The sequence below is a fragment of the Calothrix anomala FACHB-343 genome, from assembly GCF_014696435.1.
Taxonomy (GTDB): Bacteria; Cyanobacteriota; Cyanobacteriia; order Cyanobacteriales; family Nostocaceae; genus Aulosira; species Aulosira anomala_A.
In genome coordinates this window covers 39,423-63,454 of record NZ_JACJQG010000033.1, presented here as the reverse complement: position 1 = coordinate 63,454, position 24,032 = coordinate 39,423, and the positions used below count along the sequence as shown (strand labels likewise).

24 protein-coding genes are annotated in these 24,032 nt (G+C 41.2%); 12 read left to right on the top strand and 12 right to left on the bottom strand.

What is annotated here, in order from left to right; all coding sequences use genetic code 11:
• Positions 1–65: 65 nt before the first annotated feature.
• Positions 66–626 (bottom strand): thermonuclease family protein, encoded by a 561-nt coding sequence (locus H6G08_RS19260; protein ID WP_190545802.1) that lies wholly within the window; start codon positions 624–626, stop codon positions 66–68.
• A gap of 226 nt (positions 627–852) precedes the next feature.
• Between H6G08_RS19260 and tnpA the strand changes: the two genes are divergently transcribed.
• From tnpA to proC, 7 genes are all read left to right on the top strand, one after another.
• Entirely contained in the window at positions 853–1,296 is a 444-nt protein-coding gene (tnpA, locus tag H6G08_RS19255) for an IS200/IS605 family transposase (RefSeq protein WP_190545800.1), read from the top strand.
• Between the two features lie 208 nt (positions 1,297–1,504).
• Positions 1,505–2,866 (top strand): ribosome biogenesis GTPase Der, encoded by a 1,362-nt coding sequence (der, locus tag H6G08_RS19250; RefSeq protein WP_190545798.1) that lies wholly within the window; start codon positions 1,505–1,507, stop codon positions 2,864–2,866.
• Positions 2,867–2,947: 81 nt separating this feature from the next.
• Positions 2,948–3,877, top strand: a complete 930-nt coding sequence (locus tag H6G08_RS19245) for an energy-coupling factor transporter transmembrane component T family protein (RefSeq protein WP_190545796.1) — start codon at positions 2,948–2,950, stop codon at positions 3,875–3,877.
• A 752-nt stretch (positions 3,878–4,629) separates the two neighbouring features.
• On the top strand, positions 4,630–4,908 hold the full coding sequence (pipX, locus tag H6G08_RS19240) for a transcriptional coactivator PipX (RefSeq protein WP_096645455.1): 279 nt from the start codon (positions 4,630–4,632) through the stop codon (positions 4,906–4,908).
• Entirely contained in the window at positions 4,905–5,585 is a 681-nt protein-coding gene (locus H6G08_RS19235; protein ID WP_190545794.1) for a YggS family pyridoxal phosphate-dependent enzyme, read from the top strand. Before pipX ends, H6G08_RS19235 begins: the two co-directional genes overlap by 4 nt.
• A gap of 349 nt (positions 5,586–5,934) precedes the next feature.
• Entirely contained in the window at positions 5,935–6,522 is a 588-nt protein-coding gene (locus tag H6G08_RS19230) for a cell division protein SepF (RefSeq protein WP_190545792.1), read from the top strand.
• A gap of 179 nt (positions 6,523–6,701) precedes the next feature.
• Positions 6,702–7,523 (top strand): pyrroline-5-carboxylate reductase, encoded by an 822-nt coding sequence (gene proC, locus H6G08_RS19225; protein ID WP_190545789.1) that lies wholly within the window; start codon positions 6,702–6,704, stop codon positions 7,521–7,523.
• Between the two features lie 353 nt (positions 7,524–7,876).
• Here proC and petJ read toward each other — a convergent pair whose 3' ends face one another.
• The 8 genes from petJ to H6G08_RS19190 form a co-directional block, all read right to left on the bottom strand.
• Positions 7,877–8,221, bottom strand: coding sequence for a cytochrome c6 PetJ (gene petJ, locus H6G08_RS19220; RefSeq protein WP_190545787.1), 345 nt, complete (start codon positions 8,219–8,221; stop codon positions 7,877–7,879).
• Positions 8,175–8,321, bottom strand: a complete 147-nt coding sequence (locus H6G08_RS37575) for a hypothetical protein (RefSeq protein ID WP_242046207.1) — start codon at positions 8,319–8,321, stop codon at positions 8,175–8,177. The genes petJ and H6G08_RS37575 overlap by 47 nt, the downstream gene beginning before the upstream one ends.
• A gap of 326 nt (positions 8,322–8,647) precedes the next feature.
• The gene (petE, locus tag H6G08_RS19215; RefSeq protein ID WP_190545786.1) at positions 8,648–9,064 is read right to left on the bottom strand and encodes a plastocyanin; all 417 of its coding nucleotides are present in this window, start codon (positions 9,062–9,064) and stop codon (positions 8,648–8,650) included.
• Positions 9,065–9,321: 257 nt separating this feature from the next.
• A complete protein-coding gene (psbV2, locus tag H6G08_RS19210; protein WP_190545784.1) occupies positions 9,322–9,819 on the bottom strand; it encodes a photosystem II cytochrome PsbV2 in 498 nt (165 codons plus the stop codon).
• Between the two features lie 167 nt (positions 9,820–9,986).
• Positions 9,987–10,478 (bottom strand): photosystem II cytochrome c-550, encoded by a 492-nt coding sequence (gene psbV / locus H6G08_RS19205; RefSeq protein ID WP_190545782.1) that lies wholly within the window; start codon positions 10,476–10,478, stop codon positions 9,987–9,989.
• Between the two features lie 123 nt (positions 10,479–10,601).
• Positions 10,602–10,796 (bottom strand): hypothetical protein, encoded by a 195-nt coding sequence (locus H6G08_RS19200; protein ID WP_190545780.1) that lies wholly within the window; start codon positions 10,794–10,796, stop codon positions 10,602–10,604.
• 167 nt (positions 10,797–10,963) lie between these two features.
• On the bottom strand, positions 10,964–11,800 hold the full coding sequence (locus tag H6G08_RS19195) for a carbohydrate ABC transporter permease (protein WP_190545778.1): 837 nt from the start codon (positions 11,798–11,800) through the stop codon (positions 10,964–10,966).
• The gene (locus H6G08_RS19190) at positions 11,797–12,651 is read right to left on the bottom strand and encodes a carbohydrate ABC transporter permease (protein ID WP_190545776.1); all 855 of its coding nucleotides are present in this window, start codon (positions 12,649–12,651) and stop codon (positions 11,797–11,799) included. The genes H6G08_RS19195 and H6G08_RS19190 overlap by 4 nt, the downstream gene beginning before the upstream one ends.
• 276 nt (positions 12,652–12,927) lie before the next feature.
• Between H6G08_RS19190 and H6G08_RS19185 the strand changes: the two genes are divergently transcribed.
• Positions 12,928–15,372, top strand: a complete 2,445-nt coding sequence (locus tag H6G08_RS19185) for an ATP-binding protein (RefSeq protein ID WP_190545774.1) — start codon at positions 12,928–12,930, stop codon at positions 15,370–15,372.
• Between the two features lie 653 nt (positions 15,373–16,025).
• Entirely contained in the window at positions 16,026–18,221 is a 2,196-nt protein-coding gene (locus H6G08_RS19180) for a lytic transglycosylase domain-containing protein (protein ID WP_190545772.1), read from the top strand.
• A gap of 59 nt (positions 18,222–18,280) precedes the next feature.
• On the opposite strand, the gene H6G08_RS19175 is transcribed toward H6G08_RS19180, so the two are convergent.
• Positions 18,281–18,631, bottom strand: a complete 351-nt coding sequence (locus H6G08_RS19175) for a ribosomal eL19 family protein (RefSeq protein ID WP_190545770.1) — start codon at positions 18,629–18,631, stop codon at positions 18,281–18,283.
• Positions 18,632–18,729: 98 nt separating this feature from the next.
• Here H6G08_RS19175 and tatC point away from each other — a divergent pair, with 98 nt between their 5' ends.
• From tatC to H6G08_RS19160, 3 genes are all read left to right on the top strand, one after another.
• On the top strand, positions 18,730–19,566 hold the full coding sequence (gene tatC / locus H6G08_RS19170; protein WP_190545768.1) for a twin-arginine translocase subunit TatC: 837 nt from the start codon (positions 18,730–18,732) through the stop codon (positions 19,564–19,566).
• Positions 19,567–19,902 (top strand): tRNA-binding protein, encoded by a 336-nt coding sequence (locus tag H6G08_RS19165; RefSeq protein ID WP_190545766.1) that lies wholly within the window; start codon positions 19,567–19,569, stop codon positions 19,900–19,902.
• 686 nt (positions 19,903–20,588) lie between these two features.
• Positions 20,589–21,212, top strand: coding sequence for a calcium-binding protein (locus tag H6G08_RS19160; RefSeq protein WP_190545764.1), 624 nt, complete (start codon positions 20,589–20,591; stop codon positions 21,210–21,212).
• Positions 21,213–21,313: 101 nt separating this feature from the next.
• Here H6G08_RS19160 and H6G08_RS19155 read toward each other — a convergent pair whose 3' ends face one another.
• Both H6G08_RS19155 and H6G08_RS19150 read right to left on the bottom strand, forming a co-directional pair.
• On the bottom strand, positions 21,314–22,390 hold the full coding sequence (locus H6G08_RS19155; RefSeq protein ID WP_190545762.1) for a D-alanine--D-alanine ligase family protein: 1,077 nt from the start codon (positions 22,388–22,390) through the stop codon (positions 21,314–21,316).
• Positions 22,391–22,543: 153 nt separating this feature from the next.
• Complete coding sequence (locus H6G08_RS19150) at positions 22,544–23,941, bottom strand: ATP-grasp domain-containing protein (protein ID WP_190545760.1); 1,398 nt, start codon at positions 23,939–23,941, stop codon at positions 22,544–22,546.
• Between the last annotated feature and the right edge of the window lie 91 nt (positions 23,942–24,032).

The window sequence follows — 24,032 nt, the reverse complement described above, 5'->3', positions numbered from 1 at the left end:
AGAATTATTAATGATAAATAAGGAGTTATGTTTTGCATAACTCCTTATTTTTTAGGGTTTTAGTATTACTTTAACCTCCGATATTCCCAAGGATTCACAAATTGAGCATCACCCCAAATTCCCCGCTTTTGTTGTTGCGCTTCGGCTTCAGCTTGTTGGACTAAATCTTTACTCGGACATTTATTTAAATAAGGACGATAAACTTTTGCAAGTCCTTCTTTGATTAAAACTTGCTGAACAAAAGTACCATCTTTTAAACGCACTTCTGCGACTTTTCTACCATAGCGATCGCTATCGGTAATAGTTAAACTAACGCGATCGCCTCCTTGCTTCACCAACTGCTGTAAGCGTTCCTGAGCTTTCGCACCCCAGGTAAATTGATTGCGATCGCTAGTACGTTGACTTTGCTTTTCCTTATTGGTGTGTGGTACTTCCGGCGCATCCATACAAGCAAAGCGCACGCTAAACTTTTGACCTTGAGAATCCTTTACTGTTAGGGTATCACCATCGCTGACACGCTCCACCAAATCGCCAGAGGGGGGAAATAAGCGATCGCATCCCATCAAACCTAAAATAATAATTCCCGCACACAACCAAATTAATACTTGCTTGTTTATCCGCACCATTACCATGCACCAAAGTTTCTCTGGAGAATGATAATAGCAAAACTCTCGACAATCCACAGATATCCAGAGTTTTCTAGGATTAATATAAGAAATGTAATCTTTTGACCCGATCCGCCTGAGAATGAATTCTCAGGCTCATAGCTAAACTCGGCTGAAGCCGACTAGAAGATTGAGAGATAATTTGGGGAATTATAGAGGTTAGATATTCTCAATAAAACATCAAATCATGGCTTTGTGGCGACTTTATTATCATCTAGTTTGGGCAACAAAAGATGGTCAGTCATTAATTACACCAAATCGGGAAACGCAACTTTATAATTACATAATTGGTAAAGCCGATGCACTTGATAGCATTATCCATGCAATTGGTGGCATAGACAACCATATTCATTTAGTCGCTTCCATTCCACCTAGACTTTCTATTGCTGATTTTGTCCAAACGATTAAAGGTAGTAGCGCTCATCATCTCAATCATACATCGCCTTCACAAGATGCCTTTGGCTGGCAACGTGGGTATGGGGTTTTCTCTCTCGGAAGTAAACAACTTGAACAAGCCGTTCTTTATGTAAAAAATCAAAAAGAACACCATCTAAATGGAACAGTCATTGCATCTTTAGAACAGCATAATCAAGAAGATGATAGACCAAAACCTACCTATATCAATCCATGAACTATATAAATCTCATTCATAATATTTGCAACATAGTTAGCTTCAGCTAACTTCCGCTATGAGCCTGAGAATTTATTCTCAGGCGGACTACACTACATGGTAGGTAAAATTTGCCTACTGCCCTATAGCCTTGTTAAAGTAAAACCAGACTTAAAGTAGTTAAAATGTAGAGACATGATATATTAATTCTCTACGTTATCCTGAGTTTATGGGACTGCCAATTGTTGCTATTATCGGACGCCCAAATGTGGGCAAATCCACCCTGGTTAATCGTCTCGCCGGGGAACAAACGGCGATCGTCCACGATGAACCGGGAGTGACACGCGATCGCACTTATTTGCCATCTTACTGGAGCGATCGCGAATTTGTGGTTGTCGATACAGGCGGCTTAGTATTTAACGATGACACCGAATTCCTACCCCTGATTCGTCAACAAGCCATGACAGCACTCAGCGAAGCGAGTGCAGCAATTTTTGTAGTTGATGGACAACTCGGCCCCTCACCTGCTGATGAAGAAATCGCCACATGGTTACGTCAACAACCCGTACCTGTGCTATTAGCTGTTAATAAATGTGAATCCCCCGATCAAGGCTTAATTCAAGCGGCGGAATTTTGGGAATTAGGATTAGGTGAACCATACCCCATTTCCGCAATTCACGGTAGCGGTACAGGCGAATTACTTGATGAGTTAATTAAGCACATTCCCCACGTTACAGAAGTACCGGAAACTAACGAAATCAAGGTAGCCATTATCGGCAGACCAAATGTAGGTAAATCCAGTTTATTAAACGCTTTCGTCGGAGAAGAAAGGGCAATTGTTAGCCCCATTTCCGGCACAACCCGTGACGCGATTGATACAGTAGTTGAACGGGATGGACAAACCTATCGCTTAATTGACACTGCGGGAATTCGCAAAAAGAAAAGCATCGACTACGGTACAGAATTCTTTAGTATTAACCGTGCTTTTAAAGCCATTCGCCGCGCTGATGTGGTTTTAATGGTCATAGACGCTTTAGATGGCGTTACCGAACAAGACCAAAAATTAGCAGGACGAATAATTGAAGAAGGACGAGCTTGTATAGTCGTAGTTAATAAATGGGATGCAGTCGAAAAAGACTCATACACTATCTATGACTACGAAAAAGATCTGCAATCACGGCTACATTTTACCGAATGGGCAGACACCATCTATGTCAGCGCCTTAACCGGACAGCGAGTAGAAAAAATCTTAGAATTGGTAGTTGAAGCGGCTGAATCCCACAAACGCCGTGTCAGTACTGCCGTAATTAACGAAGTTCTCGAAGACGCGGTGAGTTGGCATTCTCCACCAACTTCAAGGGGCGGGCGACAAGGTAAAATTTACTATGGGACGCAAGTTAGTACCCAACCGCCAACGATCGCTTTATTTGTCAATGAGGCGAAACGCTTTAACGACAACTATCGCCGCTACATTGAACGCCAATTTCGTCAACAACTAGGCTTTAAAGGGACTCCCATTCGTTTACTGTGGCGCAGTAAGAAAGTCCGTGATGTAGAAAGCGGTAGTGTTAACCGGGCTACCCGCGTGTAATCAAGTAAAAAGTAAAAAGTAAAAAGGTAAACGACAATAAGTGTTACCTTTTTCTTTTATCTTTTAAGTTTTACCCCATCTATGGATTTACTGCGATCGCTACCATTAGGACTTTACCTAGAAGAACCGCAAACTTGGCTGCATAAAATTGACCCCAGAGTCAAGTTTGCTTGGTTGATGAGTTTTCTTACAAGTTATACTTTTGCGCGGAATGAATGGCGCATACTCTTGGTAACCCTATTAATTATAGTTACCCTCATCGCCAGAATTCCCCGCCGTGTATGGCAACAGCAAATGGGTTGGTTATTAGTCCTAGCCTTTTTTGTTTTTACCATAGCAGCCATCAGTCCAGATGGGTTGGGGATCAACTATCAACAACGCTTACCAGTTAACGAACAAGTTCTCAGCCCGCAATCAACTACCACGAATAACGCCAAGGTAGATGAAAAAGCAGTATTTGGGAATAAAGAATATAAATACGTCATATTTAGCCAAGGGCCTGTGAAAGTTAACCGCCGTTCCTTAGATTTGGCTGTGCGGTTAAGTACAATTTTGTTTACAGTAATTTACAGCACTAACCTTTATCTGCTCACAACCGCACCCGAAGAAATCACCGCCGGGATGGAAAGCTTAATGCAACCCCTACGACGGCTAAAGTTACCCGTAACAGAAGTTGCTCTCACCTTAACTTTATCCTTACGCTTTATCCCTCTCGTTTTAGAAGAAGTCCAGAACCTCATCCGCTCCGTCATGACTAGAGCGATTAATTGGAAAAAGCTAGGAATTAAAGGCGCAGTCAAAGTTTGGATGATTGTCGCCGAGCGCTTGTTAGAAAATCTCCTCCTGCGAGCCGCGCAAATGGCTAGTGCAATGATGGTGCGCGGTTTTACCAGTCCCAACGAGCATAGAGTCCCTTGGCATGATTTACGCTTAAAAAGGTGGGATTGGCTAGCTATTGCCACATTAACTTTATTTTGGGGCGTGCGTTTAGCGATCGGCACAGATATTTAGCCGCCAGCCAAACATAAATTATCCCAGCACTGTATCAGCACAGGAGGGCGAGAAAATAACCTCTCCCTTGTCCTCCGAAGTTCTGAGCGCCGGAAGCCGGCGCTCAGACTTCTCTCCTTGTCTCCCTTGTCTCCCTTGTCTCCCTTCCCTTCCCCCCTACTCCTCATAAGAAATTCCCATAGGTCTTGCCGCGAAGAGCGATCGTAAGCCAGAATGAAATGAATCTCTGCACAAAGCTCAAGCACAAATAATGGCACTCAACATAGACATGCTGAATTAACGAATAAGCTAATGCTCATCTAAATTGCATAACTACTAATAAGGGCTGTTAACAGTCAACGGTCAACGGTCAACAGCCCTCACCATGGATTGTGCAACTTAAAAGCAGAATAGCTGATTGTACTTTTGACCATAATGCGCCAATAGACAGAAATTATGGCAGCATAGAGAGAGGCTTATGCAAAAACCAGTCTGACGGCGCATTACCTTGCTGTTCTTAACTCCAAATAAGATGGCAGAGCCGATTGCTGAATAGCACCTGAAGTGCAAATTCCACTAGACCAAATCGCCACTAGTAGCATCATCTCTCTATGAGTAACTAGATCAAGGTCTTCACAGTTGCCATTCAACAGCAAAACTTATTGAATTTCGCATAATTTAGGACAAATATCCTGACGCCAGCAAGTTATCATCATCTGAATGTTGGTACAAAAACTGCGAAAAGAACAATTGACGCTTACCTTGATTATTAAATGAATCCAGAAAACGCAGAAACTTACATTAATCATCCGACTTGGGGCTTACTTTACAGAATCTGTATGGTGGATGAGACCCAGGATCTGTTTACTACACTTTATGCCCAACGCTTATTTTTTTTAGTAGCAAATGACATCAAAGGTATAAAATTTCAGCCTATAGGCCGCACTGAAGCCAGAATGATGTTGGAAAATCGCTTGCGGACTTTGCGTCGCACGGGGCAGTTACAGGAGTACGATCAGCTTCAGAGTGTTTTCCAACGCACATTCCAATGACTAGTTCGATTAGCGAACGTATTACTCAAATTCGCTCCTCCCTCCCCGATTCAGTTCGCTTGATTGCTGTTAGTAAAACGGTTCCTGCGGATAAGATCCGCGCCGCCTATGCCGCAGGAATTCGTGATTTTGGTGAAAGCCGAATTCAAGAAGCCGCTAGCAAACAAGCTGAGTTACAAGACTTGTCAGATATTACTTGGCACTTTATTGGACATTTACAAAGCAATAAAGCCAAAAAAGCTCTAGAACTATTTCAATGGATTCACTCCGTCGATAATTTGCAACTGGCACAGCGCTTAAATAATTTAGCGTCACAGTTGGGTGTGAGTCCTCAAATTTGCTTGCAAGTCAAGATTCTCCCCGATCCCAACAAATCAGGCTGGACTGTACCCCAATTGTTAACTGATTTACCTGCGATCGCTCAATATAAAAATTTACAAATTCAAGGTTTGATGACAATTCCGCCCTTAGGCTTAGATGAAGCGGAAACGTTAGATGTATTTAATAGTACTTTTAGCCTAGCGAAAACCATTAGAGAAAATAACTATCCGCAGATCCCCATGCAGCACCTATCGATGGGCATGTCAGGTGACTACGAAATTGCCGTAGCAGCAGGTGCAACGATGGTAAGGTTAGGAACTATCTTGTTCGGGGATCGCCCTGAGAAGGCTAATTAATAGCTTGTATCCCTTGTATCATCAGCTTTATCCTGCTATTGACACAAGTTATCAATTTTAATATTGCAGCGTGTAACAAAATATATATTTTGACAAAAGCCTTACTGAATAAAAATCAGCTTAAGGTAACTTTAATTTGGAAATACATTAGTATATAATCTTGACTCATTATCAAGGATAGGGAGCGTGCAGATGACTTCAACAGCATCTGTTCCTCACTTAAACCAGTAATAGAAGCTACAGCTAGTAATAAAATTCTGAATAAACCCCTTTGTAGCAATAAAATTCGGCTACACTGATTTATCGCCAGGTAAACCATTAAAGTTAATTTGCACCAGGAGCGTAGAAGATGAGCATATTTACTAAACTCAGAGATTTTGTCGGACTCAATGAGCCTGTAGAATACGAATACTACGAAGAAGAGCCAGAAACCGAAAGCTACCAAAATCTCTATCAAGAAGAGAATGTGCAACCAGCACCGCCAGAACCGACTCCCCAGAATCGACGTTGGCGGGAACCCATGCCTACAATGGGTAATGATGTAGCAACAGGTTCAAAGTCAATGGGGAATGTCATCGGTATGCCAGGAGCAATTAACGGAATTTCTGAAGTATTAGTACTTGAACCACGCACTTTTGAAGAAATGCCCCAGGCAATTCAAGCTTTGCGTGAGCGCAAGTCAGTGGTATTAAATTTAACAATTATGGACCCGGATCAAGCTCAACGGGCAGTAGATTTTGTTGCAGGTGGTACTTACGCATTAGATGGGCATCAAGAGCGAATTGGCGAAAGCATATTTTTATTTACACCCAGCTGTGTGCAAGTTAGCACTCACGGCGGAGTTATTCATGAAGTACCACAACCCCCAGCGCGTCCTCGTACCACAAATACAACACCAGCATGGGGAACTGAAGCTAACCGGATGGCAGCACAGTAAATTGGGATTAGTCAATAGTCCAAAGTCAATAGTCAAAATTTCGGCTCCGTGACAGTTAAATCAGCAATCATCGTTCGATTTTCCCTAAGTCGCAATTCAGAGGTAATCAATCTTAACGATTGACAATTGACCCTTAACCCTTGACCATTGACTCTTGACAATTGACTAATGACTAATTAATGACTACTAAATTTGGCTTAATAGGTGGTGGGGTAATGGGAGAAGCGCTATTATCCCGCCTTATTGCGCGTGGAGTTTATCAACCATCGGAAGTTATTGTCAGCGAACCCCAGCCAGCAAGACAAAATTTTTTCAAGCAGCAATACGATGTGAACGTGACTGCTGATAACCGCCTAGTTTTGGCGCAAAGTCGGGAAGTTGTATTGTTAGCAGTAAAGCCTCAGGTATTCAGTGCGATCGCTCAAGAATTAGCAGAAATAATCGAGATAACTGTCAAAGAAAACTCACCCCTAGTCATTTCGATTTTAGCGGGCGTGACTTTAAATCAGCTAGAAGCGGCATTTCCCCAATTACCAGTAATTCGCGCCATGCCAAATACACCTGCTACCGTCGGCGCAGGAATGACAGCCATTTGCTTAGGCGCATACACGACGGTGAAACACCAGCAAATAGCCCAGCAAATTTTTACCGCAGTCGGGGAAGTTGTAGAAGTAGCCGAAGGCTTAATGGACGCAGTTACAGGACTTTCGGGAAGCGGCCCGGCTTATGTAGCCTTGATGGTAGAAGCATTAGCAGATGGAGGAGTAGCCGCAGGTTTACCAAGAGCGATCGCAAACCAACTCGCCCTACAAACCGTCTTAGGTACAGCCACACTCCTCCATGAAAGCAAAATGCACCCTGCAGAACTCAAAGACAGAGTTACCAGCCCCGGAGGTACAACCATTGCCGGTATTACCCAACTAGAAAAAGCCGCCTTTCGCTCCGCCTTAATTCAAGCAGTCAAAGCCGCCACAGAGCGATCGCAAGAATTGGGGAAGTAGGGGTTAGAGGCTAGGGGCTAGACTTCAATGTAGGTTGGGGAGCCACCGCCGTGGGCGGGTTTCCCGGCTTGAGGCGAGTGGCGTTTGAGGAACAAAACCCAACATTTACGTTACTTCGTTGGGTTGCGTTCACCTCAAACAACCTACTTTCGGGGTTTGAAAACACGCCCTAACCCCTAGCCTAAGCGCTCCTATTTTCAAGACAGATTTGCGATGCATAGATTCCAATCTAAAATCTAAAATCCAAAACTTGTACTGAGAGCTTCATCAAATATCCAAAATTCTTTCAATGCCCAATGCCCAATGCCCAATGCCCAATGCCCAACGCCCAATGCCCAATACCCAATACCTAATTACCACCCTGTTTCCGCTTTTTGAAAGACGTAGGCGGCTACTTGGAGAATTTCCTCATTGCTGAGTTTGTTTTTAAAGGCAGGCATGGCATTTTTGCCGTTTTGTACCTGGTGAATAATTGCTTGAATACCTTCTTGGTTATAATTTTCGAGATTACTCGATAATGCCTCCTTTTTTAGGGTTTTATGGCTAATGAGGATGTTACCGCCGCCTATATGGCAAGAAGAACAATTAGCCTCAAAGATTTTGGCTCCTTCTGATGCTTCAACAGCGAATGCTGGCAAAATGAATGTGAATCTAAAAAAGGCGATCGCCAACAGCAGTATAAATAAAAGTATTCTCACAAGTATTCTCAAGATATTCTCCTCGCAACAACCATTCGGCAACTGCAAAACCTTCTCCAGTAAGTTTTCTATGGCTGCTAGAAGCCTGAGAGATTACCAAATGCTATGTGTACTCTACCCTATGAAGCGCTGATTTCTGTAATGCATAAACATTATTAAGCGCAGAAATCTTCAATTTATTTGTAATTTTGCATTGAAAAAATTCAATACGATTCCCCTTATTTTTCCGGAAATCCCATAAAAATTAGCGGTGGCGAGTTACCCCCTCTGTGAACAAGCCTATGCAATGGTTAGCATTTTAGGCAGGGATGAGACTCGACACCGCTCATTATCTATAAATTGTCATCACTCTAGGTTGATGATGGATTGCTAGGGGCTAATTTGCCAGCCAAGCAAGGAAATCATCTATTATCTAGCTGTATCTAGCTATTGAACAATGACTTTACCAGTCATACCTGCGCCACGGTGGGGTGTGCAGAAGAAGGAGTATTCACCAGCAGGCGCGTCTGCGGGGAAGGTGGTGGTTACTTTTTGGCCTGGATTCAACAACAGCTTAGTTTGAGATAAAGATTTAGCTAAATCAGCACTTTTCGTAGGGATTTTAGCAGCGTCAAACACTACGTTATGAGGAGCCAGCTTGTTATTCACCCATTCAATTGTATCACCTGCTTTAATGGTTATACTCTTGGGTTGAAATTGTAGTAGTCCTTTATCACTACCTAGTTTGACTTGATAAGTCTCAGCAGATGCGCTGGGAGTAAAAACAGCAAAGCTGCTAACAACTAAAAGAATTGTCAATACAGCTAGGCTCAAGCGCCGCAGGCTAGACGCAATTAATTTCATGGCGTTCTCCTAACAAATGGTTTTAATTTTCCCTTCCCCATTTTAAATAAAAAATACGCCAAATATGACAATCTGTCATAGATGAATTTTTTTTAATAATGAACTCTATTTCTCTAGTAGAAATTTAGCCAATCCGGTAAACATACTTAAATAAATTTAACCTAAAATAATCTGTATACTTCAGCTAGTAAAAGTAAATTTATAGTATAATCTCAAAAATAAATATTTTTTGCCAAGAGAAATTTAGCTGTAGAAGTCTAAAAATCTTCTTGACCCCAACCAGGAGCTTTTTTTGCGGCGGTAAGAACAAAAGCGGCTAAACGTTCCACTTGCTGTTGGGAGAGAAAATCAGGGGTCAACTTTCGACACCAATAGGTTTCTTGAGTACCATCGTATGTCATGGGCTGACGCATAAAGTCAACCAGAGAGTTAAGGCGATCGCGTCTTGGATTAGCACCTTTGAGGGTTTCTAGCGCCAGAGATACTTGAGGATCGGGTAAAGTCGCGCCACCAACATGACAGTTAATACAGTTGGTTTCAAACAGTTTTTTCCCAGCAGATAATTCTAATGGGGAAAACAGACGAGTATTTCCTTGTTCATCCAGTTCTAGTGCAATTGGCTCAGTAACGTGTAAATAACGCCCAATATAAGCATCGATATTGGCAGCTTGAGCAGGTAAAGTACTGCTGCGATCGACCAATAAGACAATCAGCAAAACTAGAAATAGATAACGCGCAAATAATCGATATAGCATTAGCAGCTAGCTGAAATAGAGTTAATCGGGCAAAGTGTACTGAGTTCCCAGTTCTGATTGCTGATTGTTCCAGAAGTGGGGATATGAGAGTGGATCGTCCCAAATCCCCAGTCCCATTACTCAGCACCCAGATCTCAGACCTCAGTACTCAGTACTAATTACTGGCTTTAGTAGTAAATTTTGCCACCTCCCCATCTGGTGCCAACAACTTTGGGTTGTAGGAGAATATGACCTGCGATCGCTGTTAAGTCTTCATCGGTCAAATTTCTCATTTCGGTGAAAATATCTGCACTCTTGGTGCTGGGGTGTAATTCAGAAATTTCCTCTTCACCATCATAGGTAGTAGGATTCTTCATGTAGTCAACCAAACCTTCAATATTGTTACGGTTTGGTGTAGCCAGTGCTAGTGCTTCTGGTTCCAACCCTACGTTTTGGTTAGTCTTGGTGACACCACCAACGTGACATTGAGCGCAAGCGTACTGAAATAAAGCTTTACCTTCTTTGACTTGCTTTAAGCTGAGAGTAATGGTATCACCCTTATCGTTTAATGGCACTGTTCTGATAGCCTCATCCAATTCTAGGGCTGTTGCGCTACCGACAATCAGCTGAAACGTTAGTAAAACAGTAGCCACAACCACGCCAATTAATCTTCTAAACATGTTTCCCCTTAAAGATTTTGACACTCAACACAGCTAGTTAGCGTTACTCAATCTCTATGTTGTTAATTGTTTTTTGCCATGAATCCAAGCCCAAGATAGCCCTGGAGGTGGCTTTGCTAACACCTAACAGGTGCTAGTACCTTTTGGGTATTTCTCAGACAATAATTGCGAAATAATTGCCTTTGCAGCCGCCAACGCCAAACGGGTTTTTTGGTGTTTATCGGCAATTAAGAGGTGGTTATACAGAGAAAAACCTTTGTCCACAGTCATACTGTAGTCTGCTGCTATCTCTGCGATTGATAGGTCTGCAAAACCCATAATGTTTTGTTAACTGATATATAGAGATTAAGTCGCTGTAATACCAATATCACGTTAAGAGTGCAATTTGTCGCTCAAAATACTGTTCTAGTTACAGTGGGGATCGTAGAGGTTGGGAAAGACGGTTGATGGTTGATGGTTGACTGTTGACTGTTGACTGTTGACTGTTACCCTTTACCTCCAGTAAATGTGACACTTTGAATAAAGTAGCGGTTGAAAAAGGCGTAGATTGCTAAAGCTGGGAGGGTGAATACCATTGAAGCAGCCATGATGTAGTTCCAATAGCTGATGTATTGACCTTTAAAGCTGTTTAGCCCTAAAGGCAGAGTAAACATTTCTGGGTCAAATAAAATGACTACAGGGAGCAAAAAATTATTCCAGCTACCCATGAAGACAAAAACTGCTTGGGCTGCTAGGGCGGGTTTGGCTAAGGGTAAGACAATATGCCGAAAAATGCCTAAGCTGTTTAAACCATCTAGTTGGGCGGCTTCTTCTAATTCTTTAGGAAAATTAACGAAAAACTGCCGCATCATAAAAATGAATGTGGCATTAACCATACTAGGTACGATCGCGCCTTGGTAAGTATTGAGCCAGCCGATCGCTTTTAAAATCAAAAAGGTGGGTATGAGGGTAATCTGGGCAGGAACGGCTAAAACTGCCAAAATCAGTAAAAACCAAAAGCGTTTGCCAGCAAAGCTCAATCTAGCTAAAGCGTAGCCTGCCATTGAGTTGAGCAGTAAATTTAAAATAGTTACACTGAAGGCAATAAATACGCTGTTAAATAGCCAACGCCAAAATAATGGCTCTTGTAAGAATATTTGCTTATAGTTGTCAAAAGTGAAATTTCGTGGTATTAAATTAGGCTCGCCACTGACAATTTCTGATAGGGGCTTAAATGAAGCTGAGAGTGCCCAAACAAAGGGAATGATAGTGATGATGGCATAGACTGTGAGTAAGGCGTACAGCAGCAGTTTTAGCCAAGAAAAGCGAGAGATAGGAGTCACAGCTTGTCACCTCCAAAAATTCGCCGTTGAATTAAAGCGATCGCAATAATGATGGCGGCTAATAAAAAAGCGATCGCAGCTGCATAACCCATCTGTAAATTCCGAAATACAGCTTGGTAAATTAGTAACACTACCGTCAAAGTCGCATTATTAGGGCCGCCAGTACCAGCAGAAAAAATATAAGATTGGTCAAATAATTGAAAAGTCCCAATTACTCCCATCGCCACCACAAAGAAAGTTACAGGCTGGAGTATGGGGATAGTCACATGAATCAACTTTTGCCAGCCATTTGCCCCATCGAGTTCAGCAGCTTCATAAAGTGACTGGGGGATATCCTGCAACGCCGCTAGGTAAATTACCATGTAAAACGGCGCTGTTGACCAAATATTCATGATCATAATCCCTTTGAGAGCAACGGCTGGATCGCCTAACCAGTTATATCTAGGTAAACCTACAGCACCAAGAACATCATTAAGTAGCCCATCGGTGTTATAAATCCACATGAAAATCAGCGTCAGCACTGCTGAAGAGGTGACTGTGGGTAAAAAGTAGAGAATGCGCCACCAATTTTGCCCGCGAATCCCAGAATTTAGCGTAACAGCGAGAATTAAAGCGAGAATAGTTTGGGCGGGTACAACAATTGCAACGTATTCGGCTGTATTTTTCAACGCAATCCACACCCGTTCATCTTCAACTAAGCGCGTGAAATTGCGAAAACCGATGAACTGATATTCAATCCCGCCGAGAAGCTGAACCTTATGTAGAGAAAGAAAGACAGCGTAAAGAATTGGAAGTACGACAAAAATACCCAAAACCAAAATGGCAGGCATCATAAATAAATATCCAGCCATGTTTTCTGTAAAATACCATCTGCGGTTTCTATGTCGCCTGCTAATTTCCAACACAACTGCTAGGGGCTAGGGGCTAGGTACTAGTAGAGAGGCTGAAGCAGGAGAATTTTGTAACAAGAAGTAAAGTTTTCCTAACCAATCTTCACTTCAGCCTTCAGCCTTCAGCCTTTACATAACGCTTACGCACTTAAGTTAACTATACATATAGCTTGGGGAATTATATTATTGCTCCCTGTGGGGAGACTCACTTAAGTTAGACAGAGTAAAAAGCACATAATGTCATATACAGCCTACTTACGCGCGATTAAAAATGAACTGCAGCGAACTGGAAGAACTAAAAAAAGTCTGCGAGTTAAAACTATTATGGAGCAATTTGGCTATCAGCGCCGCAGTCAAGCTTTTGTAGATAATTTTAATCATGCTCTCGATGATTTGGAACTTAATACTGAGCCAATATTTGATTTAAACACCCCTTTAGATACTAAACTAGCGATTTCGATTAAAGGTGTCACTCCAGAGAATAAATCGGCTGATTCGGCGGCAATTTTAGCGAAATTAAGCGATACCATTCCCGTTAAACATGATTTTTTCTATTACTTGTTTGATTTTGTTTCTGAGCAAGAATACGAACGCTTTCAGGTATGTTTAGACTCAAATCAACCAGTGGGAATTTTTCTCATACCACAAAAAGAAGATTTCTTTTCTGATATTGTTGTCAAAATTTTAAATTATGAGTTAATTAGAAAATATCAGTATAAAGGTAGCGGGTTTATTCCTAAAGCTTCTAATCAAAAATTTACTACCAATATTACTGCCGATGATAGCGACGACGAAAAGGAATATTCGCTGTCTGATGCGAATATTTATCATTTTTATCTTTCCACAATGACCAGCGTTATCTTGGGCAATACTGCTTTAGATTTACTAGATTGTGAAAAATTTGACGAGCAGTTTGAGCAGATATCTCTATATGCTAATAAATATAATTCTGAACAGTTCTTTATTGTCTTTCATTGTCCATCAGCATCCGATATTCAAGCACAGCAGCAAGAAGATGCTCTAGGATATCTGGTAGACAGAGTAGCTAGTAAAATTCCTTTTACCTTCACCTTAAGATGTAAATATCCTAATGAAGCTGCGATTAAGCATAAAGAAGAAATTTATGCTCATTTCCGCTTACTTTTAGAACTGCCATATTATCAAATGGAGGAAGATGAAGCATCGTTATTAAATTACTTCTTAGAGTTGCAAAAGGCACAAATATTTGCTGAATCTCAGTTATTAATGAGGATGAAAGCTGAACATTTTTATACTTTGAAGTGGCAACAAGAAAGTACAGAATATATTTACCTGAAATATTTTGCCATTAAGACTTTAGAAAATTTAGGTTATGAACTGTCTCAGATTCGCTGTGAAGTAGAATTGACTTCTAGAGATCAGGAAACAACTGATGATGAAATGTCAGATTACGAGGAAGAATATCAAAGCGAAATTATTCAAGTGTATGTGGAAAATAAAGTAATTGTGGAGATAGAAACTCTTAAGTATCAAGAATTTCAAGATAATAATTTATTTTTAGATTCAATTAAGCGAATTTTCCAAAAATCAAAAGTATGGCCGAATCAATTAGAGACTGTTTGGTTAGTCGTTCCTGGTTTTGAAATTGCTCGTAACTATTACCAAATTAAGAAGGCGAAAGAAGTCTTAGAATTTAAACTAGCTGGGTATTATAGCGATAATTTTCAGATTGTCGTCATGGCTCCAGATTATGAAAATCATCAACTAGTACCCGTTTCATTTGATGCTATTAATTATCCATCGTTTGAGTATGGAATCAAAAAACAAAGTTTAGGACAAACCTATTCTCTGACTAATCGTGCCCCAGAGATTAAGCTAGATTTTAGTCAAGTTAAAGGATTGAAAGAGGAGAAAGAGAAATTAAGTAAACTGCTCAAACTTCAATCTAAAGGCTATCAAGATGCTATTAGTGGAATTTTATTTTATGGCTTACCTGGATGCGGTAAAACCCTACTGGCGAATGCATTTGCTAACGAATCGGGAAGATATTTTTTTAAATTTTCACCAGCAGATATTATTAGTGTATGGATAGGTCAGAGTCAGAAAAATATCCGTGATATCTTTGCTCAGGCTAAAAAGAAATCTCCCTCGGTGTTATTTATCGATGAGTTAGATAGTATTGGCTTTAATCGGAATGAAGATAACGCCCATACAGACCAAAAAGCAACTATTAATCAATTGTTGATTGAATTGAATAATCTCCGCAATAGTAATGTAATTGTGATTGCAGCTACTAATTATTTAAGTGGTATTGATAGTGCTTTAAAGCGTTCGGGAAGATTAGATTGGAAGATTCCGATATTTCCTCCAGATAAATGGGAAAGAATCGAGATATTTCAACATTATCTTGCAAAGATTGACTTTGAGCAGATAATTAATTTTGAGATTTTAGCCGAAAAAAGTGTCAGGTTTACTTCATCAGATATTGAATTAGTCTGTAGAGAAGTCAGAAACGCTATTTTACTAGAAGAAATTAGCTCATCTCTCACCACTGCTGATATCATCACTTATATTCATAACCTGCAAGAGGGTGGTTTGACTCTCAACGAAGAACAGGTAAAAGGATTTTTGGATGAATGTCACAGCTTAAGCGTAAAAAATCCCAAGCTAGAAACTTTAAAGCTGGAATGGGAATTAGAGTAAGTGGTAAATAAAGGGATGGGGTATTAGAAAGATTCAAAAAACAACTGTAGGGGCGGGTTTATGCGAGATCTGTCATTTGTCATTTGTCATTGGTAATTGGTAAGGGTTTCAGGCATGTTTACATTGCGCAATATAGTTTGGTTTATTCCCGCAGACTTACTTAAAATCTCAATCAGTCTGTAGACGCCGAATTTATGCGGGAAATCAATCGAAGCAGCCACAATCCAACATCACTAATAGCACATTAACGCCCTCACCCTATAAGGGTGGGGCTATAATTACAAAGCCCACCTTCGTGGGCTAGATGATATTGAATTGGTACAACTGTGATATTTATACTAGAAAGAGGAGAGATGAGCGATCGCTGACAAAACTTATCTATAAATTATATTAAGAAATTATATTAAGAAATCTCTATTGTTACTCTTGTTGAGTTCTCAAACATAGGTGCTGGCTGAGAAAATTACCTCATCCTTGAGGAATATTTACCCATGCGGGAATGCAGCAATATCAAACAGGAATACGATCGGGGTACTTGAACCTTTCATAATCTCCGATCCCCTCATCTCAGATAAAAAAGAAAAAGTGGCACCACTGACCGCTAGTAATGCTAAAGTTTCAAGAAATTCATCTGAAATTTTCAGCGAGTATTCATGCTGAAGCAACTTAAAAAAAATCCAGTTCCTATTATCGCTGGTGCAGGACTATGTGCCTTTTTAGCTGGGGCAATGGTTTCAGCACCACAGCTTGGAAAGTCTATAGGACAATGGCTCAAACAAGACAGCAATCAATCTGAACAGATTTCGGAGGCTAGTAAAGCTAAGTCGGCTGTATATCCTTTAGTATCGCAATCTCTGCCAGAAAGAGCCGCAAAATTAGCGGAAATCGCCCAAAATTCCCGTTCTCCAGATAGAGAACGCGCTCGTTACCTTTTAGCTAGCGATTATATTGACAGAACACAGGCAAAAAAAGCTTTAGTTTTGTTAGATGGACTAGAGAAAGATTATCCGATTCTCGCACCTTACATTCTGCTCAAACAAGCCCAGGCGCAAGATATGCTAGGTGAAGCAGGAAAAGCTTCGGATTTGCGCCAGAAAGTGGTAAGACAGTATGGTAAAACCGCCGCCGCAGTCAAAGCGATTTATTTGATTGCCCAACCAAAGCAACAGGATATTGCGATCGCTCAATTTCCTACCCATCCCCTCACCTGGGAAATTATCAAAAAACGCCTAGAAGATAATCCCAATCAGCCAAAATTGCAGTTAATGTTGGCGAAATACGCTGCCGATCAACCGGGAATAGTTGGCGTATTAGATGCGCTAGTGAAGCAGCCAAATCTCCAACCAGAAGATTGGGAAATAATTGCCACAGCTTATTGGCTCAACAACCAATTTGACAAAGCTGCCAACGCATATAGTAAAGCAACCAAGACAGCCCTCAGTCTCTACCGTACTGGACGGGGTTTGCAAGTAACAGGTAAAGACAGGGAAAAAGCGATCGCTAGTTATAAACAACTATTGCAAGAATTTCCTGAAGCTGAAGAAACTGGAACAGGCTTGCTACGTTTAGCGGAAATGGCGAAAACTCGTAAAGACGCCTTACCTTATCTCGATCAAGCGATCGCTAAATTTCCCCAAGCAGCGCCGAAAGCACTAGTAGAAAAAGCCAAAATTTACCAAGGACTCAAGGATAATAAATCAGCAGCCCAAACATGGCAATTACTGATTAGCAAATACCCTGATTCTGATGAAGCCGCAGAATATCGCTGGAAAGTCGCCCAAGAAAAAGCCAAAGCTAAAGATTATGTTGGTGCATGGCAATGGGCAGAACCAATTCCCAATAACAACCCCTCCAGTATTTTGGCTCCTAGAGCAGGTTTTTGGGTGGGAAAATGGGCTAGCCAGCTAGGAAAACAACAAGAAGCGAAAACCGCTTATGAATATGTAATTAGCCAGTTTCCTTACTCCTACTATGCATGGCGATCTGCGGCAATTTTGGGGCTGAATGTGGGTAATTTTAATACCGTCCGGCAAATGAACCCCGAAGTAGTTCCCCCACAACGTCCCGTACCTACGGCTGGTTCAGATACCTTTAAAGAATTGTATCTTTTAGGTCAAGATAGAGACGCTTGGTTGCAATGGGAGACAGAATTTATCAATAAAGCCCAACCTACGGTAGCCGAACAATTTACCGAGGGTTTAATGCAGCTAGCTAGGGGAGAAAATAAAATTGGCATTGATACAATTTCTAAATTAGAAGACAGAGAGAAACCAGAAGAACAAGCCGAATATCAAACTCTCAGCAAACAAAGCATTTACTGGCAAGCCCGTTATCCCTTTCCTTACTTGCAAGAAATTGAAAAATGGTCAAAAGAACGCCAGCTCAATCCCTTGCTAGTCACTGCTTTGATTCGTCAAGAGTCGCGGTTTGAAGCTAAAGCCAAATCCATTGCCGATGCTATGGGCTTGATGCAGGTATTACCCAGCACAGCTAAATGGATCGCCCCACAAATCAAAGTTGATAGCAAAACAATTAAGCTAGAAGATCCTGACAACAATATTATGCTGGGTACTTGGTATTTGGATCATACCCATCAGCAATATAACAATAACTCCCTGTTAGCGATCGCTAGTTACAATGCAGGCCCCGGCAACGTTTCCAAATGGCTGCAAACTCTACCCACACAAGATCCAGATGAGTTTGTCGAGAACATCCCCTTTGATGAAACCAGAAATTACGTCCGTCAAGTTTTAGGCAACTATTGGAATTATTTACGACTGTATAACCCAGAAATTTCCGAATTAGTCGGTAAATACTCCAACGAACATCCAAAATTGCCGAATCAGTAATGATTGGGCATGGGGCATTGAGTACGGGGCATGGGGCATGGGGCATGGGGCATGGGGCGTTAAACTTTTAATCGGGGAGTTACGGCTTTGATGTTGGAAGTTGCGGCTTTGAGCTTGAACATTGCGCCTTTGATGTCGGAAGTTGCAGCTTTGAGCTTGAACATTGCGCCTTTGATGTCGGAAGTTGCAGCTTTGAGCTTGAACATTGCGCCTTTGATGCTGGAAGTTGCGGCTTTGATGTCGGAAGTTGCGCCTTTGATGTCGGAAGTTGCGCCTTTGATGTCGGAAGTTGCGCCTTTAAACCTCAACATTGCGGTTCTGATGTCAAAAGTTGCGTCTTTAAACCTCAACATTGCAGCTTTGATGCCGGAAGTTGCACCTTCAAACCTAACTTTTGCCCAATGCCCCATGCCCAATGCCCCATGCCCAATGCCCAATGCCCAATGCCCAATGCCCCATGCCCAATGCCCAGTAAAATAGTTAGCAAATGTTGCCTAATTGCTGAATCATGACGCCACAAAATTTAGATACCCAAGCGCAGTCCAATTCATCTGATGAATACTCAGATGCAACTGCTACAACTTCTCCGGATATCGAAGTGGAAGAATTTGGCAACTCTGAGGACGATCCTCTAGATGAGTTGCCAGATGAGGTAGAAATGTCGTTTTTTGACCACCTAGAGGAGTTGCGGCAACGGATTTTTTATGCATTAATTGCCGTTGCAGTCGCTGTTTTTGGCTGTTTCTTTAACGTCAGACCGATTGTTCAGCTATTAGAAGTGCCCGCCCAGGGGGTAAAATTTCTCCAACTTGCCCCTGGCGAATATTTCTTTGTCTCTTTGAAAGTTGCCGCTTACAGTGGTTTATTGCTGTCTACACCCTTTATCCTTTATCAAATTATTCAGTTCGTCCTTCCCGGATTAACTCGCCGCGAACGCCGTTTATTAGGGCCTGTGGTTTTCGGTTCGAGCGTGCTATTTGTGGCAGGGTTAGTATTTGCATATTTTCTACTGATTCCCGCCGCTTTAAAGTTTTTTATTAGCTATGGTGCGGATGTAGTAGAGCAACTTTGGTCAATTGAAAGGTATTTTGAATTTGTTTTACTGCTGTTATTTAGTACGGGTTTAGCATTTCAAATTCCGGTCATTCAATTATTACTTGGGGCATTGGAAATTGTATCTTCCAAACAAATGTATTCTGGTTGGCGATACGTAATTATGGGTGCGGTAGTTCTCGGTGCTGTGCTTACACCTTCTACTGACCCCTTAACCCAAAGCCTTTTAGCAGGAGCAGTTTTAGGGCTTTATTTCGGTGGGATTGGTTTAGTAAAGTTAATAGGTAAATAAATGCCACAAATTACCTATGATGACTTTGAAAAAGTCGAGATTCGCGTTGGGAAGGTTATCGAAGTAGCAGACTTTCCTAACGCAAGAAAACCCGCCTATAAACTGTGGATAGATTTTGGTGATTTGGGCGTTAAAAAATCTAGTGCCCAAATTACTAAGCTTTATCAGCCAGAGGATTTAGTCAATAAATTAATCTTAGCCGTTACTAACTTCCCCCCTCGCCAAATTGCAGATTTTATGTCTGAGGTTTTGGTATTAGGAGTAGTGCTTGATGAGGGGGAAGTCGTTTTAATTCAGCCAGATAGAGAGGTGGCTTTAGGTAAAAGAATTTTATGAAATGATGATTTATATTAAGATATTTAATTTTTTTATTCTTTGTGACTTTTTCAAGTAGAATCAGGCGATCGCATTTCACAGAGTTAAAGAAGTCGCTACTGGTGAAAATATCGCGATCGCCTGTATTAATGTAATATTTCTAAATATATATGAGAGCAGTTACTCATATAAATTTAGTTTGCAAACTGATTCAACTTACGAGGCTCAGTATTCAGTAGTAGCTGGCGGATAATCAGTAATAAATGTATGTTTAACCAGAAAATAGCCTTCTAGAGAGCCAGTAATTACCCTGACTCGATATTCCAAGCATTTAAATTTAAATATGCTGTTATTATTCAGCTAAAAAATGGATTTTTAACACTTGTAATCCTACTTATTCTATTAATAATAAATTTATTGCTTATACAGGATAAATTTATACAGAAAATAGTATTATTTTTTACTCCATAATTAGGAGTATCGTGTCTCTAAACAATTGATATATAAGGACTTAACATATATTTCATGCTCAAGAAAGTAAAAAAATTATCTTTTAAGTTCAATAAATATATACTAAATAAACTCACAAAGTAATGTGCCTAATACGCAAATAATCTATTGTTTATTCATAACTAAAAGTGATGTGCAAATTTTTACTTGATTTTGCACATTAAATCAGCACTTAATTAATATCAGGAAAATAAAAAATGGCTGTTTTTAATGGTTCAACCGGAAGCGATAATCTTCGAGGCACTCAATATGCCGACGTTTTTAATAGCAATGGTGGAAATGACTTCTTTTATGCACTGGGTGGAAATGACAATATCAATGGCAGTTCCGGCAAGGATTACTTAGATGGTGGTAGCGGTAGAGACACCATTAATGGCAATGGCGGCAGAGATACACTATTAGGCGGTTCTGGAAATGACATTATTAATGGTGGTTCTGGTAATGATTTAATTTATGGTGGTTCGGGTGACGATCTGATTAATGGTAATGGTGGCAATGATAAAATCTGGGCTGGTGATGGTAACGACACCATTAACACTGGTTCCGGCAATGATGTGATTAATTCCGGTTCTGGATGGGATATTGTGCGATTAAATGGTGGTCGCGATGTCGTAGTTCTGGATGTAGGACTAGGATACGATCAAATTTACAACTACCAATTTGGGATGACAAAGTTTGATGTTGCCGATCCTAGTAATGTGCGGCTGGCATTAGGTCAAAATCAAAGCGTGCTGATCTATGACAAAGGAACGAACGATCTTCTAGCTACTGTGTATAATCCCAATGTTGATTTACAAAAATTCGCCAGTAGCTTGATTTAATTATTTATTGGACTTAGGAAACTCCAACAAATAAATTATACCCAATTGTAGGGGCGGGGTGACCCTATTTGTGTCAACTTAACGTGAAACCCCAATTCCATCTAGCTCCCATGCTCTGCGTGGGAGCTTAAATTTATGAGGCTCTGCCTCAATTTATTTCCCAAGGTTTGATTGATAGCCGTTATTAATAACTCATTTAAAGAAATTCCGGCTGCTTTCGCCATACAGGAAATCACACTTTTAGGAGCAAAAGAACAATACAATCCAGCCTCTAAAAACCAAGGTTGTCCTTTTGGATCGATTCGGAAATCAAATAAGCTGTAGTGGCGACAACCTAAAGCCTGATGACATTGCTTTGCTACTTCCTGAACTGTTTGGGTGATGGGGTCTTTAGGGTCTACAATCCACGCCTTTGTATGGTCTTTAGCCATTAAATGCAAGTTACCATCGTCCTTTTTTTGCAGCTTATCAGCATAGTTACGGATGGGTTTGGAGATTGGGTCTACCTGATACTCTTCCAAGGGTAAACCTACTAGTTCCCCATCTTTAACGATGATGCCACATCTGACTTCTCGGCCGAGTTCGATGAATGCTTCTACAATGACTTCATCTGCGTATGCAAATGCTGTCTTCAAGGCTGCGTCATATTCAGTCACATTTTTAACTAAGGCTATTCCTAAAGAGTTGTCGGAACTTGCAGGTTTGACGACGGCTGGAGGTGGAATTGTGGGTACGTCTCCTGGGCGGAGGAGTTGTCCATGCGGTACTTTTACCCCGGCGGCGGCGACAATTGCTTTGGCTCTAGCTTTGTGAGATGCGATCGCCATAATATCTGGAGTATTACCGATGTAAGGAATCTTCAGCAGGTCAAATAAAGCACGGTAGTGAGTCATTCCCGGAATACAAAACATTTGTGGTAACACTAGGTCAATGTTTTGCGCTGTTATAAACTGTATGGCTGCAAACAAAGTCATCGGTTTGGCGATCGCAATATCTTCTAAACTCAAAGAAGCAGGAAATCGCCATTTTCCATCGGGTGTGATATATGCAATTTGAAAATCATAGCGCGATCGCTCTGCTGTTGCTGTGAGACAATCTTGAGCATAAAGGCGTGACAAATCGCAGTAAAATTCATTTTCGGCAGAGCCAACTAAATGAAGTATACGAAGTTTTGACATGATTCTATTTTGTAAATATGTATAATTTTTTATTGCGCTTCGCGTGTCAAAAGTCAGTTGTAGGGGCGGGTTTACAGATATCCTCATTTTTAGACGATGATCTTAATAAACCCGCCCCTACTGACTCCGATTCGTGGGTGGAGTTTTTTATTTTTAATCGCCACCTAATTCCACCAGTTTGCCAATGTTGAAGTCTATTTTTACCCAGCCTTTGAGTTTTTGGAGATTCTGAAGCAGAAGTAAGGGAATCTGCCAGTGATGCAAGGTTAAAAATGGTACAGGGTCATCAAGGCGGAAAATTGCATCAGTTCCCCTGAATAGGATATTCAAGCGGGTTTGCAATTGTTTCCCGGAACGGACACCAGTTAATCGCCAAATTTCGTGATATATCCAGTATGTAGGCTTGCTATTTGCTAGGGGTTCGTGAGGTGCGGGTAGGGGGATTTTACCAAAATAGGCCTCTGCCACACCAGGATGATTGTAAAACATGGTGATTGCTGAATGGGTACGAGGATTGCATTCAATGGCGTAAACGGTACCGTCTTCAGCTTGGATAAAGTCGAAAGAAACTTGTCCAGTTAGGCGCAAATTTTTGACGAAATGTTGCACCCATGCACGAATTTGGGGATTTTCGGCGTTTTCATAGTTAATTTGAAATGCAGAAGAGTGACAACAGCAATGCAATCTTAATTCTCCATCCCGGACTGTACTATGGGTACAGAACTCTTTCCCAGGAATAAACTCTTGCATAATCCAAGGATTTTCTGGACTGATGGGTAAACTATTGACAAAGGCGGCTGTTTCTTCTGGGGTGTCGCAGGGTAGTTTAGTTAAATCTAAGCGGCGAACGGAGTCGTAAGCAATACTTTTAAGGATATATTTACGGGTTTCTTGACTAAAATCGAAATTGATAACTTGTTGCGGATCGGTAATTTTAAAAGACTTGGGAACAGATAAACCAAGCGATCGCGCTTGATCGGTAAAGGCAAATTTATCATCTAACATCTTGGTAATATCTGCATCAAAGTGGAAAACTTCGCAGTATTCTGATAATGCAGGCTTTGCTAAAGAATCGTAGTAACTAGCTATCGGACTGCATACAGGTACGTAAATGTCAACTTTTTCTTTCTTGACGATTTCCACTAGCGCCTGAATATATCCTTCTGGGTCTGATTGCGGTGCGGGGACTGTATAAAAACGACTTACAGCTTGGGAAAATCTATGGCCAGATAACCAGTATTTGTGACCTTCAATCAAAATAACTCTATGTCCGGCGGCATGAAAACTACGCGCCAGTTGCAAGGCTTTGGTCATCTTGGCTCCACTTACCAAGATAGTTTGAGGATTAGCAGCGACGACAGCTTTTTTGCTAAAAGGCGATCGCGCAATTCCCCACAGCAAAGCGATCAACACTATCAAAGCATTGAATGGCAAGGCTAATAGTAATAATGTCAGAGTACCCAGAGTCTTGAATAAAGCCACTATCTTTACCCTCACACCCGTTGATGGCGTTGTCGATTGAGGCAAAGATAACGAAATTGATTGTGCCATAAGTCGTTGAAAGTATAAACAGATGAGGGAGTGGGGGTAGAGACGCGATTAATCGCGTCTGTACAAGAGGGGGGAGGATCATCCCCCTTAT